14 protein-coding genes are annotated in these 16,104 nt (G+C 29.0%); 1 reads left to right on the forward strand and 13 read right to left on the reverse strand.

Annotated features, from left to right (window positions below):
• Window positions 1–312: 312 nt before the first annotated feature.
• From B2694_RS17060 to B2694_RS17070, 3 genes are all read right to left on the reverse strand, one after another.
• Window positions 313–2,025, reverse strand: a complete 1,713-nt coding sequence (locus tag B2694_RS17060) for a proline--tRNA ligase (protein WP_346886771.1) — start codon at window positions 2,023–2,025, stop codon at window positions 313–315.
• Window positions 2,026–2,290: 265 nt separating this feature from the next.
• Window positions 2,291–2,998, reverse strand: a complete 708-nt coding sequence (gene ispD / locus B2694_RS17065) for a 2-C-methyl-D-erythritol 4-phosphate cytidylyltransferase (RefSeq protein WP_346886772.1) — start codon at window positions 2,996–2,998, stop codon at window positions 2,291–2,293.
• A 65-nt stretch (window positions 2,999–3,063) separates the two neighbouring features.
• Window positions 3,064–4,158 carry a PIN/TRAM domain-containing protein gene (locus B2694_RS17070; protein WP_346886773.1) on the reverse strand — a complete coding sequence of 365 codons (1,095 nt, stop codon included), beginning with the start codon at window positions 4,156–4,158 and terminating at the stop codon, window positions 3,064–3,066.
• Window positions 4,159–4,516: 358 nt separating this feature from the next.
• Here B2694_RS17070 and B2694_RS17075 point away from each other — a divergent pair, with 358 nt between their 5' ends.
• Window positions 4,517–4,945, forward strand: a complete 429-nt coding sequence (locus tag B2694_RS17075; protein ID WP_150843587.1) for a DUF1573 domain-containing protein — start codon at window positions 4,517–4,519, stop codon at window positions 4,943–4,945.
• Between the two features lie 30 nt (window positions 4,946–4,975).
• Here the strand turns inward: B2694_RS17075 and disA are convergent, their stop codons facing one another.
• The 10 genes from disA to B2694_RS17125 all read right to left on the reverse strand — a co-directional run bounded on the left by disA (window position 4,976) and on the right by B2694_RS17125 (window position 15,857).
• The gene (gene disA / locus B2694_RS17080; RefSeq protein ID WP_346886774.1) at window positions 4,976–6,040 is read right to left on the reverse strand and encodes a DNA integrity scanning diadenylate cyclase DisA; all 1,065 of its coding nucleotides are present in this window, start codon (window positions 6,038–6,040) and stop codon (window positions 4,976–4,978) included.
• 49 nt (window positions 6,041–6,089) lie between these two features.
• The gene (gene radA, locus B2694_RS17085) at window positions 6,090–7,454 is read right to left on the reverse strand and encodes a DNA repair protein RadA (RefSeq protein WP_035135185.1); all 1,365 of its coding nucleotides are present in this window, start codon (window positions 7,452–7,454) and stop codon (window positions 6,090–6,092) included.
• Window positions 7,455–7,663: 209 nt separating this feature from the next.
• Window positions 7,664–10,141 (reverse strand): ATP-dependent Clp protease ATP-binding subunit, encoded by a 2,478-nt coding sequence (locus tag B2694_RS17090; protein WP_346886775.1) that lies wholly within the window; start codon window positions 10,139–10,141, stop codon window positions 7,664–7,666.
• Between the two features lie 125 nt (window positions 10,142–10,266).
• On the reverse strand, window positions 10,267–10,491 hold the full coding sequence (locus tag B2694_RS17095; protein ID WP_346886776.1) for a hypothetical protein: 225 nt from the start codon (window positions 10,489–10,491) through the stop codon (window positions 10,267–10,269).
• 136 nt (window positions 10,492–10,627) lie between these two features.
• Window positions 10,628–12,370, reverse strand: coding sequence for an ABC transporter ATP-binding protein (locus tag B2694_RS17100; RefSeq protein ID WP_346886777.1), 1,743 nt, complete (start codon window positions 12,368–12,370; stop codon window positions 10,628–10,630).
• Window positions 12,371–12,542: 172 nt separating this feature from the next.
• Window positions 12,543–13,793: an aminopeptidase P family protein gene (locus tag B2694_RS17105; protein WP_346886778.1), complete on the reverse strand. Its 1,251-nt coding sequence runs from the start codon at window positions 13,791–13,793 to the stop codon at window positions 12,543–12,545.
• A 46-nt stretch (window positions 13,794–13,839) separates the two neighbouring features.
• Window positions 13,840–14,574 (reverse strand): TraX family protein, encoded by a 735-nt coding sequence (locus B2694_RS17110; RefSeq protein ID WP_346886779.1) that lies wholly within the window; start codon window positions 14,572–14,574, stop codon window positions 13,840–13,842.
• A gap of 29 nt (window positions 14,575–14,603) precedes the next feature.
• Window positions 14,604–15,242: a histidine phosphatase family protein gene (locus B2694_RS17115; RefSeq protein ID WP_346886780.1), complete on the reverse strand. Its 639-nt coding sequence runs from the start codon at window positions 15,240–15,242 to the stop codon at window positions 14,604–14,606.
• A gap of 230 nt (window positions 15,243–15,472) precedes the next feature.
• Complete coding sequence (locus B2694_RS17120) at window positions 15,473–15,661, reverse strand: hypothetical protein (RefSeq protein WP_346849271.1); 189 nt, start codon at window positions 15,659–15,661, stop codon at window positions 15,473–15,475.
• A complete protein-coding gene (locus tag B2694_RS17125; RefSeq protein WP_346886781.1) occupies window positions 15,621–15,857 on the reverse strand; it encodes a hypothetical protein in 237 nt (78 codons plus the stop codon). Before B2694_RS17125 ends, B2694_RS17120 begins: the two co-directional genes overlap by 41 nt.
• Window positions 15,858–16,104 lie beyond the last annotated feature (247 nt).

The raw sequence follows: 16,104 nt of genomic DNA on the forward strand, positions 1-16,104 counted from the left end.
TCCTTATTCTTATTTTTTTATATGTTTTTTTTTTTTTTTAAAAAGTTTTTTTAGTTTTAAAAAAGAAATGCTAGTTAACTAGTTATATAGTTATATATTTATATAGTTTCCTATTAACATATTTATATAGTTGAATATATATTATATGAAAATATATTATATGAAAATATAAATTCTCTTTAAATTTTATCACTTCGATTAACCACAGAGCTTTCTAAAAACCAATTTCAAAAATCATAGTAAAATAGGACTATATTTTATTAATACAGTCCTATTTACTTACAATGAAATAATTTACTTTATAACAAATGACTAAAACTTTAAATTATTTTCTAAAAACTCTTTCTCTATTCTGACTACTACATCTTCTATATTTACTTCTTCAATATCTTGATTTTTTCTTAACTTAAATTCAACTATATCTTCAACTACTTTTTTACCTACTGTTACTCTTATTGGAATTCCAATTAAGTCAGCATCCTTAAACTTAACTCCAACTCTTTCATTTCTATCATCTAAAAGTACATCTACTCCTCTAGTTTTAAGATCCTCATAGATTTTCTCAGCTCTATTCATTTGTTCTTCATTTTTAACATTAGCAGGCATTACTATTACTTTATATGGTGCAACAGCCATTGGCCAAAGGATTCCATTTTCATCATGATGCTGTTCAATTATAGCTGCTACAGTCCTGTTAATACCAATTCCATAACATCCCATTACTAGAGGTTTCTCTTTACCATTTTCATCTAAATAGTTAGCTCCCATAGATTCTGAATACTTAGTTCCAAGCTTAAATATATGTCCAACTTCTACCCCTCTTCTAATATTTATTGGGCTTCCACACTTAGGACACATATCCCCCTCTGCTACGAGTTTATAATCTCCTACTATGCCGTCAAAATCTCTTTCATAATTTACATTTTCATAGTGATATCCTGTATCATTAGCTCCAACTATAAAATTACTCATTCTAGTAACTTCTTCATCTACTAGTAGTGTATCTACTTGTAATCCAATTGGACCAGCAAATCCTATTTCTGCTGATGTAACCTTTAAGACAGTTTCTGCATCTGCCATTTCTAATTCCATAATTCCACCTAATGCATTAGAAACCTTAGTTTCATTTAAGCTTCTATCTCCTCTAACCATTACTGCCACAACTTTGCCATCAGCTTTATATATTAGAGTCTTTGCAAACTTCTTGTTACTAGTATTAAAGAAAGTTACTAACTCTTCTATAGTTCTTACATCTGGAGTTGCTATCTTCTTTAATTCCTTTTCTTCTTCTTTCTCTGCATCTTCCAGTTTAGATGTAGCCTTTTCTGTATTCGCAGCATAATTACAACCAGTACAGAAAGCTATTTCATCCTCTCCTATATCAGATTTAACCATAAACTCTGCTGAACCTGATCCTCCCATAGCTCCTGAATCTGCTTCAACAGCGCTAAATTCTAAATCACATCTAGTAAATATCTTATTATATGCTTCATACATCTTCATGTAAGATATATCTAATCCTTCATTATCTTTATCAAAACTATATGCATCTTTCATTATGAATTCTCTTGATCTCATAACTCCAAATCTAGGTCTTCTCTCATCTCTATATTTGGTTTGAATTTGATAAAGATTTAATGGTAATTGTTTATAAGATTTAATTTCATTTCTCGCTAAATCTGTAAATACTTCTTCATGGGTTGGTCCAAGACAAAAATCTCTTCCATTTCGATCTTTAAGCCTAATCATCTCTGATCCCATTACATCCCATCTTCCAGATTCTTGCCATAGATTTGCTGGTATAAGTGCAGAAGCTAAAAATTCTTGAGCACCTGCTCTATCCATTTCTTCTCTAACTATATTTTCTACATTTTTTAACACTCTAACTCCATTTGGCATGAAAGTGTATATTCCTGTAGCTGATTTTCTTATCATTCCAGCTCTTAACATAAGTTGATGGCTTGCTATCTCTGCTTCACCCGGAACTTCTCTTAGTGTACTTATTAACATCTTTGATAACTTCATCTTCCATTCACCTCGTAATTATATTTATTAATAAAAAAATAGAACCCACCCTGATTAGGGCGAATTCTATCGCGGTACCACCTAAAATTTATACTTCATTTTATAACGGCTCATGCCGGTAGTTAAAACTACTGCTCAGAAGCAGGTTCAAAACCTGTGAAAATCTTTCAGCCGGTGAATTTTCTCTCTGTGGGTATGTTTCTACTATTCTTCCTCATCACATATTAATATTAAATTTTAATAAATATCATTATATCATACATATTTAAATATTGCCTACATATTTATATTTTATTTTTAAAATATTTTCTCCAATTATCATATCTTCTGGAGTTGTAAGCTTTATATTTAAATAACTACCCTCATAAAGATATACTTTTCTATCAAATTTTTCAACAACCATAGCATCATCAGTAACTCGCTCTTTAGTCTTTCTTAATTTTTCATGGCAGAATAATATAATATCATACTTAAAACACTGAGGGGTTTGAACTATAAAAGTATCCTCTCTATTTAAGGTTTCCTTGGCAAACCCTTCTTTATCCTTAATTTTTATAGTGTCCTTTGATTTAACTCCACAAGTACATGCACCATATTTTTCAGCATTCTTAATGCCATCATTTATTATATTCTCAGTAACAAATGGTCTAGCTCCATCGTGGATTAATACTATGTCACAAGCTTCTATTGCCTTTAATCCATTGTATACAGAGTCTTGTCTTTCCTTACCACCTTTTACTAAAGTTCTAACTTTTTTAAGGTCATATTTTTCAATTATATTCTTTTTACAATGCTCCATCTCATCTTCTGCACACAGAACTATAATATCATCTATATTTTTATTGTCAGAAAAAGCCTTTATAGTATGATATAATACTGGTTTTTCTGCCAAAGTCAAAAACTGCTTGTTTACATTTGATCCCATTCTTTTCCCTTGTCCTGCAGCCAATATTATCGCTGTATTTTTTCTCATAATTCCTCCAATAAATTAACCTTAAACTAATCATAAATTAGCGCTTAATTTTTCTTAATAAAAAACTATTGTTCCTTTGGTTTTGCAAATATCATTCTTCCTGCTGCTGTTTGAAGTACTGAAGTAACTACTACAAATATATTTTCACCAATATATTTTCTACCTTCTTCAATGACAATCATAGTTCCATCATCTAAATATGCAACCCCTTGGCCTGACTCTTTTCCATCTTTAATTACCTGTGTTTTCATAACTTCTCCTGGTAATAAAACAGGTTTTACAGCATTTGCTAACTCATTAATATTTAATACAGGTACTCCCTGAAGTTCTGCAACTTTATTTAAGTTATAATCATTAGTAATTACCTTTCCATTCAATACTTGAGCAAGTTTAAGTAATTTAACATCTACTTCCTTAATATCTTCAAAATCGCCTTCCCATATTTCTACATCTATACTTAACTCTTTCTGTATTTTATTAAGTATATCTAATCCCCTTCTTCCTTTTGTCCTTTTTAAAGAATCTGAGGAATCTGCAATATGTCTAAGCTCATCTAAAACAAAAGTAGGAATTACTAAAGTACTTTCAATAAAACCACTTTGACATATATCAAATATTCTTCCATCAATTATTACTGATGTGTCTAACACCTTAGGGCTTAGCTTATCGCCAACATTCTTTATCTTAGAATCCTTATTAGCTCCAGGCTTTTTAAAGCTTGTAAACACATGTATAATTTCATCTTTTTTTCTTACGCATATATCTGCAAATAAAACAGTAATTATTACCGTAACAATTACGGATATTATGGTTATTATTATGGAATCCACTCTAATAAGTGTAGATAATAATACTGATATTATAAGTCCAATTAAAGCTCCTATACCTGCAAATACAATATCTACTATTGGAATCTTTTGAGCAGACCTTTCTAAGTATTCCATAGCTTTAACAATTCCTGAGTTTATAAAAGGTGAAATAAAATAAAATATAAGTCCAATAAAAATAATACATAATATAACAAATATTATTGAAATAAAACCTGTATTGTTTATTCCTAACTTAGGTAAAAGTTCCGTAGAATTTCCCCATGCACCTAAAACATATCCTAATGTTCCTCCTATTAAGGTAAACAAAGCCCTTAATATTTTCTTTAACACCACAGCACCTCCTTAATTTTTTAACCTATATTGTGATTATTTACAAATTTTCTCCATAATATCCTACTAAATTAAATATATATTATCATCAATTACATTTCAATGGATTATTAGAATATTAACTAAAATTTGATTAACTATATATAATATTAACATTTAAAATATTTGATATTCTCAAATAATAATTAACAAATAATTTTCAATATAAAAATATTTGTAATACTCACATTTACCACTTCTTTACATAAAATAAATTGTTAACAGTAAAATTACCCCCTATGAATAATAGTAATATTGATATATTATATAAATAAAGGTATTCCAAGTAAGTAACTTTATTTATAAAGGAGTGAAAGTTATGAAGGATCTAATATTTGATGAATTTCAAAATTCTGTAGATAGTTCTTTATTAAGACATAAAAGTATACTTGACATACTAAGCAAATTGCAGGAATCTGAAAGTAGAGTTAACAGATCCGTAGTAAAAGCTGTTACTAGTTGCGGTTGTGTTAAAATTAAAGCTGAAAAGCAGGGTATAAATTATTCATTGAATGATGATAAGGAAAACACCATAGATAAATTAACCTTAGATGATTTAGATATACCTCTTAGTTCCCATATACAAGGAGAGCTATGTGATAATTGCCGTAAAATCATCGAACGAGAAATTGGCAATCACCTATTCTATATAACTTCCTTATGTAATAGTTTAGATATAAACTTATATGATGTACTCTTAACTGAATACAAAAACATAACTACCTTCGATAAAATTAATTTAAGATGACAAATATAGCACAAACTTAATTGTTTTGTGCTATATTTGTTTATCTAATATAAATTGCTCTTTTAATCTTCTTAGACCATTTTTAATGGTTTTAGCTCTTGCTTCTCCTACACCATCAACTAAATCTAAATCATCATAAGATGCTTTCATTACCACTTGAAGCTCTCCGAAATGTTTTATTAGATTTTCTATAATTGTCGATGGTAATCTAGGTATTTTGTTTAATATTCTATATCCTTTTGTAGATATTAAATTATCAACTAAAGGAACTCCACCATATCCTAATACCTTAGCTATCATATCAAGGTCCAATAACTCTATAGATGATAATTTTTCTATATTCCTATAAACATCAAGATATTTCTCAGCATCACTACAATAGTCTCTCACAAGAAATACTCCTTCTTGTTCAACGCCCTTGATTAATTCTCCTAATTGCATAGATATAAGTCTACCTTCATTCCCCAACTCACATATGTACGTTTCTATCTCACAAACTATTCTCATAACCATTTCATTTCTCTGTATTGCTGTGACTACATCTAAAAGGGTTGATAAATCTTGTAACTCCAGTAAGTTTAAATTACTTATTACTCTTTCTAAAACTAACTGATATTTTTCTAAGGTTTGAATAGCTTGATTAGCCTTAGCTAATACATCACTACTTTCTCTAAGGACATATTTTATATCATCTTTATATACGGTGATTATATTCCTTCTTTGAGATATTGCTACTACTATATCACCAGTTTCCTTTGCAACTCTTTGAGCTGTTCTATGTCTAGTTCCAGTTTCTTGAGTAGTTATAGATGGATTTGGCATCAGCTGTGTATTAGCGTATAATATCCTCTTTAAGTCACTACTTATAACTATAGCTCCATCCATCTTTGCTAGTTCATATATATATGCTGGAGTATATTCTGATTTTATTGAAAATCCTCCATCTACCATATCTAATATGGCGTTACTATCACTTAATACTATTAATCCTCCAGTTTTAGCTCTTAATATATTATCTAATCCTTCCCTCAGTAGGGTTCCCGGGGACATAATTTTTAGTATTTCCATAAGTTCTTTTTGCTCTTGTTCCCTCATTATTTTCCTCCATTATTAATTTAACAATTTACTGTCCTCTTATATATTATTAAAAAATCTTTGATACTGCTTCTCTAACTGTATCCACTCCAATTAAATTTATTCCCTTATTAGTTATTTTTGCTTTATTTTTATTTGGTAGTATTACATTAGTAAAGCCCATCTTTATTGCTTCATTTATAATTTTCTCTGCATGCGCTATAGGCCTAACTTCTCCAGTTAACCCTACTTCTCCTATAATTAATAAATTTTCTATTTTAATTTCCTTTGCTTTAACACTAGATATTAACGCTAAAACTATTCCTAAATCTCCATATGTACCGTCAATGTTAAGTCCACCTACCACGTTAACATACACATCACTGTTATAAAAGGGAACTCTTAATTTTTTTTCTAATACCGCTAATATCAAACTTAACCTCTGGTTATCAACACCTACTGCAGTTCTACGTGGCATCGGAGCTTTAGTTTCACTTGCTAAGGCTTGAATTTCTACTAAAATAGGTCTAGTTCCTTCAACTATCCCAATGACTACTGATCCTTCCTGTTGCATAGATTTTTCTTGCAAAAATACTGAAGATGCATCATTTACTTCCTCAAGACCACTTTCTCTCATTTCAAACACACCAATTTCACTAGTAGTTCCAAAACGATTTTTTATGGTTCTTAATATTCTAAACTCTTGTGTTCGCTCTCCCTCAAAATATAGAACTGTATCCACCATATGTTCAAGAACTCTTGGTCCAGCCAATTCTCCTTGTTTAGTTACATGGGCAACAATAAATAATGGAATATTCTTTGTCTTTCCTATTCTCATTAAATCATTAGTACATTCTCTTACCTGAGATACACTCCCTGGAGCAGACGAAATAGTTGGTTTATATAATGTTTGAATAGAATCTATTATTATAAATCTTGGCTCCATTTCAGTTATATGCTCTTCTATAATATCTATGTTGGTTTCCGATACCACATAAAGCTCTTTTCCAGTAGCTTTCAGACGTTCCGCTCTCATTTTTATTTGCTCTTCTGACTCTTCTCCAGATACATACAGAACCTTTCCATACTTTAGTGAAATATTACTGGCACTCTGTAGCAATATAGTAGACTTACCAATACCAGGATCTCCAGATATTAAAGTTAATGATCCCTTTACAAGTCCACCACCTACAACCCTATTTAATTCCCCAATTCCTGTATCTAACCTTTCATATTCACTGGATTTTACATCCGTAATATTCTTTGGCTTATTTCCAGAAGACATAGTAACTGACCTTTTAAAATTAGTTACTGCTTCACTTTTGACTTCTTCTCCCATAGTGTTCCAGCTATTACATCCAGGACATTTTCCATACCACTTTGGAGCTTCATAGCCACACTCATTACATATATATACTTTTTTAATCTTTGCCATAATCTGCTCCTTTAATTTTTTATATTAATTTATTATTTCTTAACCATTAATTAAAATACTTATTATACTATGAGTTTAACCATTATTTTATATAGTAAATTATATTGTTCTTAACTATAAAAAAACCACTTATATAAAGTGGTTAAAAATATATGGTATTATACCTATCATAATTATATACCTATTTTTGTTTAAACACAATGAAGTAATTAGCTACACTTAATAAACTTCAACACATCTTTTTCAACTGTTATTTGTATGATATCACTCTTTTTGAAATTTCCTTTAAGAATCTCATCAGATAGTCTATCCTCAATCATATCAGTTATAATTCTTCTTAAAGGTCTAGCTCCGTACTCTTTATCTCTTTTTTGTTTGCTTATGAATGTTTTAGCTTCATCTGTAAACCTTAATATAATATCATTTTGCTTAGCTCTTTCACATAGATTATTTGTGATTATATCAACAATTTTAATTATGTGTTCATCTTTAAGTTTATGAAATACTACTATATCGTCAATTCTATTTAAAAGTTCTGGCTTAAAGATATTCTTTATTTCGCCAAGTATAATTTCTTTCATATTTTTATATTCATTATCACAATTTTTATCATCAGATAATCTTTCAAATCCTATAGAACGGTGTTTTTTTATAGTAGATGCTCCTGCATTAGAAGTCATTATAATTATAGTATTCCTAAAATCTACAACCCTTCCCTTAGAATCAGTAAGTCTTCCATCTTCTAGTACCTGAAGTAAAATATTAAATATATCTTCATGTGCCTTTTCTATTTCATCAAATAGTATTACCGAATATGGACTTCTCCTAACTTTCTCTGTTAATTGACCTCCTTCATTAAACCCTATATAACCTGGTGGTGAACCAATTAGCTTTGATACAGAGTGTTTTTCCATATATTCCGTCATATCTATTCTAATTATTGAATTTTCATCATCAAACATAGTTTCTGCAAGCGCTTTAGATAATTCAGTTTTTCCTACCCCTGTTGGTCCTAGAAATATAAAGCTCCCTATAGGTCTCTTGCAATCTCTTAGTCCTACCCTTGATCTCCTTATGGCCTTTGCAATAGCTTCAATAGCTTCATCCTGACCTATAACTCTTTTATGAAGAATGTTCTCTAAATTTAATAATCTATCAGTTTCTTTAGACGTAAGTTTCTCTAACGGTATTTTAGTCCATGTTGATAAAACTCTTGCAATCTCTGCCTCATCTACCGTTATCTTGATTTCTTCATTACTTTCTACTAACGTTCTTTTTCTAGAGTTTAATTGTTGTCTTAATTCATATTCTTTATCTCTGATGTATGCTGCCTTTTCAAAATCTTGAATATCTATTGCTTGTAATTTTTCTTCAATTTTTTTCTTAAGCTTCTGCTCCAAAATTCCAACTTCATTTCTTTGTAAATTTTCTATTCTACTTTTAGCCCCTGCTTCATCTAAAAGATCTATTGCTTTATCTGGTAGGTATCTATTTGATATATATCTATCTGATAAATTTACTGCTGCACTTATAGCTTCATCTGTAATTCTAATTGAATGATGTTCTTCATACTTATTCTTTAACCCTTTAAGTATTTGAATAGCATCTTCCTTAGAAGGTTCTTCAATTATAATTGGTTGAAATCTTCTTTCTAAAGCAGAATCCTTTTCAATATACTTTCTATATTCATCTACGGTTGTAGCTCCTATGCATTGAAGCTCACCTCTTGCAAGGGCAGGTTTTAAAATGTTAGAAGCATCTATTGCACCTTCCGCACTACCAGCTCCTACTATAGTATGAATTTCATCAATGAATAAAATAATATCCTCACTCTTACAAACTTCATCCATTAAAGATTTTAACCTATCTTCAAATTCTCCTCTATATTTTGCTCCTGCAACCATAGAAGCCATGTCTATACTGATTACTCTCTTATTTAATAACATTTCTGGTACATCATCACTTTGAATTTTTTGTGCTAATCCCTCAACTATGGCTGTCTTGCCCACTCCAGGATCTCCAATTAAACATGGATTATTTTTTAGCCTCCTACATAATATTTCTAAAACTCTTTCTGTATCCCTTTCTCTTCCTATAACTGGATCAAGCTTGTTTTCACTAGCATATCTAGTTAAATCCTTCCCATACTTATCAATCATTGGAGTTTTATTTCTTTTAGACTTGTATGGCTCCTCTATTTTCATTTCAGTTCTACTGTCATGAAAGTCAGAATTACTGCTTAATGATATTTCACATTGTTTTTTATTATAGGATAACATTCCAAGCAATTCATTGAAGTTTGTTCCTAAATTGTCTAATATTGTATAGGCTACACCCTCTTCTTCTTTAAGTATAGCTAATAATATATGCTCCGGAGATACAAATTTATCATTTAAATTTCTGGCTTCTACTAGGCTAACTTCCATCATCTTTTTAGTTCTAGGAGTAAAATATATATCTTCTGGATATATCTCATCCTCACCATAGCCAACTAATTTTTCTATTTTATCTTTAATCTTTATTTCATCAACACACATATTTTCTAGAGCCTTAGCTGCTATGCCGCCCTCTTCCACAATACCTAATAATACATGTTCAGTGCCTACATACCCATGTCTAAATCTTTTCGCTTCTCCGTGAGCATACATCAATGCTTGTCTTGCTCTATCATTATATTTATTAAACATTACACAAACCCCTTTATCTATATATCAAAATGCTAATACTATAATATTTAGTCTATCCAATTCTAGCAATGACAAACCATAATTTGTAATTATTTTTAAAAATGTATATAAATAAAGTACCTTCCCTATTGGAAAAGCACTTTATTTATATATTTTCTATCTTTGTATAAAGTAGATATAGCATTGTCATAATCATAATACTCTATTTTAATGAATTTTTCTTCATAACATCTTATTTTAACATTTAGATTTTCATTTAAAATTACATCAATAAGAGCACCATCTTTATCATAGCTAAACTCCTTTAAATCATTTAATAGTTTGTCTATATTTTCTTTGTTTCTAATCATCTTTTCCTCCAGTATTATAAATAATTTTAATTTCATATAATAGATTATTTAAAGCAAAAATCATATTATCATATGATTTTTACTTAAATAAATAACATAATATGATTGGATTATTAAAGATATATCATTAATAATTTTAGAACTCTAATTCCGAATCATTAAAATATCCATTAAACTGTGAGTTATACAACCTAGCATAAATTTCACCACTATTAATCAATTCTTTGTGAGCACCTTTTTCAACTATTCCCTTATTTGTTAATACTACAATCTCATCTGCATTTTTAACAGTTGATAGTCTATGCGCAACTATAATAGATGTTCTTCCCTTCGATAACTTTTCTAAAGATTTTTGAATTATAAGCTCTGAAGTATTATCAAGCGCTGATGTAGCCTCATCTAATATTAATATAGGCGGATTCTTTAAAAATACTCTAGCAATAGATATTCTTTGCTTTTGACCCCCAGATAATTTTACTCCTCTTTCCCCTACATAAGTTTCATATCCTTCTGGTAGTGACATGATAAAATCGTGAATATTAGCATTTTTAGCTGCTTCAATAACCTCATCATCGTCAGCTTCAGGATTTCCATAGAGAATATTATCTTTTATAGTTCCTGTAAATAGAAATACATCTTGCTGTACTATTCCTATGTTTTTTCTCAAGGACTTTAATGTTATGTTCTTAATATCTTCTCCATCAATGGTAATTTTTCCTTTATTTAGTTCGTAAAATCTTGGAATTAAATGACAAATAGTTGTTTTACCACCACCAGATGGTCCAACTAATGCTAAAGTCTTACCTTTTTCTATTTTTAAATTTATGTTAGATAATATTTCTTCACTACCTTCATATTTAAAGGTAGCATTTTTAAACTTAATTTCACCTTGTACATCTTTAAATTCTCTTGCATTATCACTATCTACTATGTCTGGTTTAGTATCCATTAACTCTACAAAACGCTTAAATCCTGACATACCTGATTGATATTGTTCCACAAATGATGTTAATCTTCTTATTGGTTGCATAAAATATGCTACATATAGAAAATAAGTAGATAGATCAATTACGCCTAATTCCCCTTTATATACGAAGTAACCTCCAAATCCTAAAACAACTACATTTAGCATGTCTACAAAAAATCTCATTCCAGACATGAACTCTGCCATATATTTATAAGCAGAAGATCTACTAGTTCTAAATTGAGTATTTCCTTCATCAAACTTTTCCATTTCATATTCTTCATTAGTAAAAGATTTAGCAACTCTTATTCCTGATATACTATTTTCTAGCTTAGTATTAACTACAGCTATCTTCTTTCTAACATCATAAAATGCCTTGGACATTTTCATTCTCTTAGTCATAGTAAATATTATAATTATAGGTATACAAGCAAATATTATTAATGTTAATTTTATATTTATAGCACATAGTAACCCAAAGGATCCTATAAGCATTATTATTGAAATAAATACATCTTCTGGTCCATGATGTGCCAGCTCAGAAATATCCATTAGATCATTAACAATACGTGACATAATATTTCCAGTCTTATTATCATCGAAATAGCTAAATGGTAATGTCTGTAGATGGGCAAAAACTTCTTTTCTCATATCATATTGAAGCCTTACACCCATTACATGACCCCAATAATCTATTATATAATTTGCTATAAGCTTAACTACATACAATAATACTAAGACAATTGTAAATATTAATATTGTTCTTAGATTCTTATTAGGAATTGCATCCTTTAATAGGTAATTTGTAAACATAGGAAATACTAAATCCATAGCTGCTACTAAAAATGCACATATCATATCAATTATAAATAGAGTTTTGTGTGGTTTGTAATAAGATATAAATCTCTTTAACATTAAAATTCCTCCATATCTCCTAGTAAAATTAAAAAAATTGTTCTATAAACATGTTTTAAGCCCCAGCAGAAAAACTCCTTCTACTGAAGCTTAAATTCTCTATGAACTTATTAAAATACTCTTTAATTAATATACATAAATCTTCAGCAAAAAAACTTTTACTTCTAAGAAATTAATCATTATTTTTACTCATAAACATTTCTATATCTTCTATACTTTTAATTATATGAGCAGAAAGATTTACATAACCATCCTCTGTAACTAGAATATCATCTTCAATTCTAACACCTATACCTTCTTCTTCTATATAAAGTCCCGGCTCATCCGTAATAATCATACCTGGTTTAAGCTCTATATTTCTCGGTCCTACATCATGGGTATCTAATCCTAATGGATGTGCTACACCATGATAGTAGTATTTATTTAACTCTGAGTCTTCCTTTATAAGTCCAATTCTCTTACATCCCTGAGCAAGAACTCTTTTAGTTATGTCTTGTAATTCACCAGTAGTAATTCCTGGTTTTACTGATTTCATAACAGTTTCATTAGCTTCTAATACAATATTATATACTTCTTTTTGTCTTTCTGAAAACTTCCCATTAATAGGAAAAGTTCTACTTATATCCCCATTGTAATATTTATATTGTGCCCCTAAGTCTAAAAGCATAAGCTCTCCATCTTCAGTCTTAGTATTATTATCTACATAATGAAGTATGGTTGCATTCTTTCCAGTGGCTGCAATAGTTGGAAATGCAAAATCCTTAACTCCATTTTTCTTTAAAATATAATTAAAATATGCTTCAATTTCATACTCTTTCATGCCTGGTTTAGCATTACTCCATATTTCTTTTATCCCATCATAAGTTATATCTATAGCTTTTTTAATTAATTCAATTTCTTCTTCTCTTTTTATAGTTCTAAGTAAAGCTATATCATGATATATATTTTTAACTCTTACATATGGATATCTTTTCATAATATCTACCGCAAAATTTTGAGATGATGTTTGTGGAATATCAAATTCTTGTCTTTCTAAATCTAAATACACATTATTAATATTAAATCTATCAAAATAACTTGCAATAGTACTTTCAAAATCTTTTAAAAACTTAATATCCTCTATACCTGAAACTTCTTTTGCTTTATCTTCACTTATTGTTTCGCCAACCCATTTAGCCATGACAGGATCATTCTCTTGTATAAATAACATTTCTGACACTTTGCCATTAATATTTATCATCACCATGATCATTTTTTCTTCATCAATACCGGTTAAATAATAAAAGTTTCTGTTTGGTGTAAATGGATAAGTCTCATCTGCGGACTTATAAGGAGCTTGTCCAGCAAAAAAGATAGCTATAGAATTTTGAGAAAGCACATCCCCTAACTTTTGTCTGTTAGTAACAAAAAAAATCTTATTCATAATTAATCCCCTTTTCATCAGTATTTTCTATAAACCCTAATAATTATTATATACCATATATTAGAATATATCTAATATATACTAAAACTAATAAGTGAAGTGGATAAAACCCATAAAATAGAAATTTTATTTTTTTACCTTCACTCCCATTGTAATGATAAATAAAAAATAAACTATTAATGCAAGTTGCTTGAAGAAAAACTCTAAAGTTTACTCCAAATGGTTCCATAAAATATTTTAAATATGGTATAGTATATAAAAAATTCAATCCTATCATAGAGAGTGTTAATTTTTTAAAATTCTCTTTAAACATCTTAAAGCATAATATGATACAAACTCCATATATTGCATAATCAGATTGAAATTTCTCTAAGATATATAGTATTCCTAATATAATGACAAATTTAATTATATATATAGAAATATCAAATACTTCTTTGGATATCTTAATATCATACTTTACCTTGTAACAATGAACTTTTTTGTCTAGTATTAGCATAATAAATATTCCTGAAAGAAGTGTGAAAAATACATTTAGTCCTTTAGTCTCAAATGCTAGCATGTAAGGTATCTGTGATATGATAGCTAAAATAAATAGCCTAAACATATATCTTTTTATATTCTTAGTCCTACTATATCCCTCTGTTATTAAAAATGCATATATAGGAAATGCCACTCTTCCAATGATTCTAAAAAACATTATTTCTGGGAAAAATATGGCTCCTGTATGATCAATTAGCATAGTTACACAGGCCAATAGTTTAAGTGAGAAACTATCCATAACTTAACAATCCCCCAATGATTATCTTCCTATTCATTATATTCTTTCACTTGATATTCATGGTGTGATATATCTGCACACTGCACTATCTTATGTATTTTATCATCAAATTCTATAGTTGTAAGGCTTGTCTGCTTTATGTATGGCTCCATCCAAAAATTACTTATATCGATATTTTCCAAACTACAAAGTAATGCTTTTATAGGCATAGTATGTGTAACTATAAGAATATTTTTTCCTGTATTTTCTTCTATAATTTCCATAATTGCTTTATCAATTCTTTCAATGAGCTCTTCAATGGTCTCTCCATCGCCTACAGGTTTATATATTTCTGGTTTATTCCAATAATTATAATATTGTTCTGGATACATTTTCTTTATTTCATCTTGGTTCAATCCTTGGAATTTACCTAATTTCAATTCTCTTAGTCCATCATGACTTATAAGTTCAACACTCTTATTTTCATTAATTATTTCTGCTGTCTTATAGGCTCTACCACTAGAACTTGAGTATATCTTGTCTAAATTAATTCCTTTTAATCTCTCTCCAAGCCATTCTGCTTGTTTTACTCCTAGCTCTGTTAAAGGAGAGTCATTCCAACCTTGCATCCTCCCTTCTACATTCCATTGAGTTTGTCCATGACGAGTTAAATATACAGTTGTTGTCACTTCTTCTCCTCCTACATTAAATTAAAACTTATTAATATACCAATTTTAATATAACTTCTCTAAATATGCAAATATATCACATTTAAATTCTATGCTTATACATTGAATTCATATCTAAGAATATTAAGATTTTTATATTTTTATATAAGTAAAAAAATATGCAAATAGTAAGTCCTCTTAAAACTTACATACTTGCATACTATCTAAAGCCTACTAATTATACTAGCACATTAATCCTTATAAATATCAAATTTCTCTAATTGTATTCTATTAGGTAACACTTTTGTATCATGAAACAATTCATCTAGTAGCATAAGATTATCGTTTTGCTCAACAATTTTATGAGATCCAATTCCGAATTCATCTTTTAATAATTTTTCATCTTCGTTTTGTGGCATGAATATAGTACTTACCATCATTTCTTCCTCCTCTCTCAACTATATCAAATTTATCACTTTCCAAAATGTTACATAATACTTTTGCATCTTCTACTTTTGCTTCGTTCATCTCAATTTGGAAGTTATCTAACGGTCCAATTATTCCCATATAGTCATGAATAGAACTATAATCGCTTAATCTAATCTGTCCATATATATTCATTTTATAGTCTGACATAAACAACCCCCTATTATATAATTATTTATAGTTTGTTAAAGTTCACATATTTTTATACATTATTATTTAAATCATATATTCTTTGAAGTATTAAATATCTAAAAGTAATTAATTATATATTAACCCACTGAACAAAAAATAAACCCAGTGATAAAATTTCTATTATCACTAGGTTTATCTATTTATATAAAATTAGAATATCTACACAAAATTTATACTATTTTTAGAGGTCACTGAAAAACTTATA

Source organism: Clostridium sp. UBA4395, assembly GCF_002390995.1.
Classification (GTDB): domain Bacteria; phylum Bacillota; class Clostridia; order Clostridiales; family Clostridiaceae; genus Clostridium_J; species Clostridium_J sulfidigenes.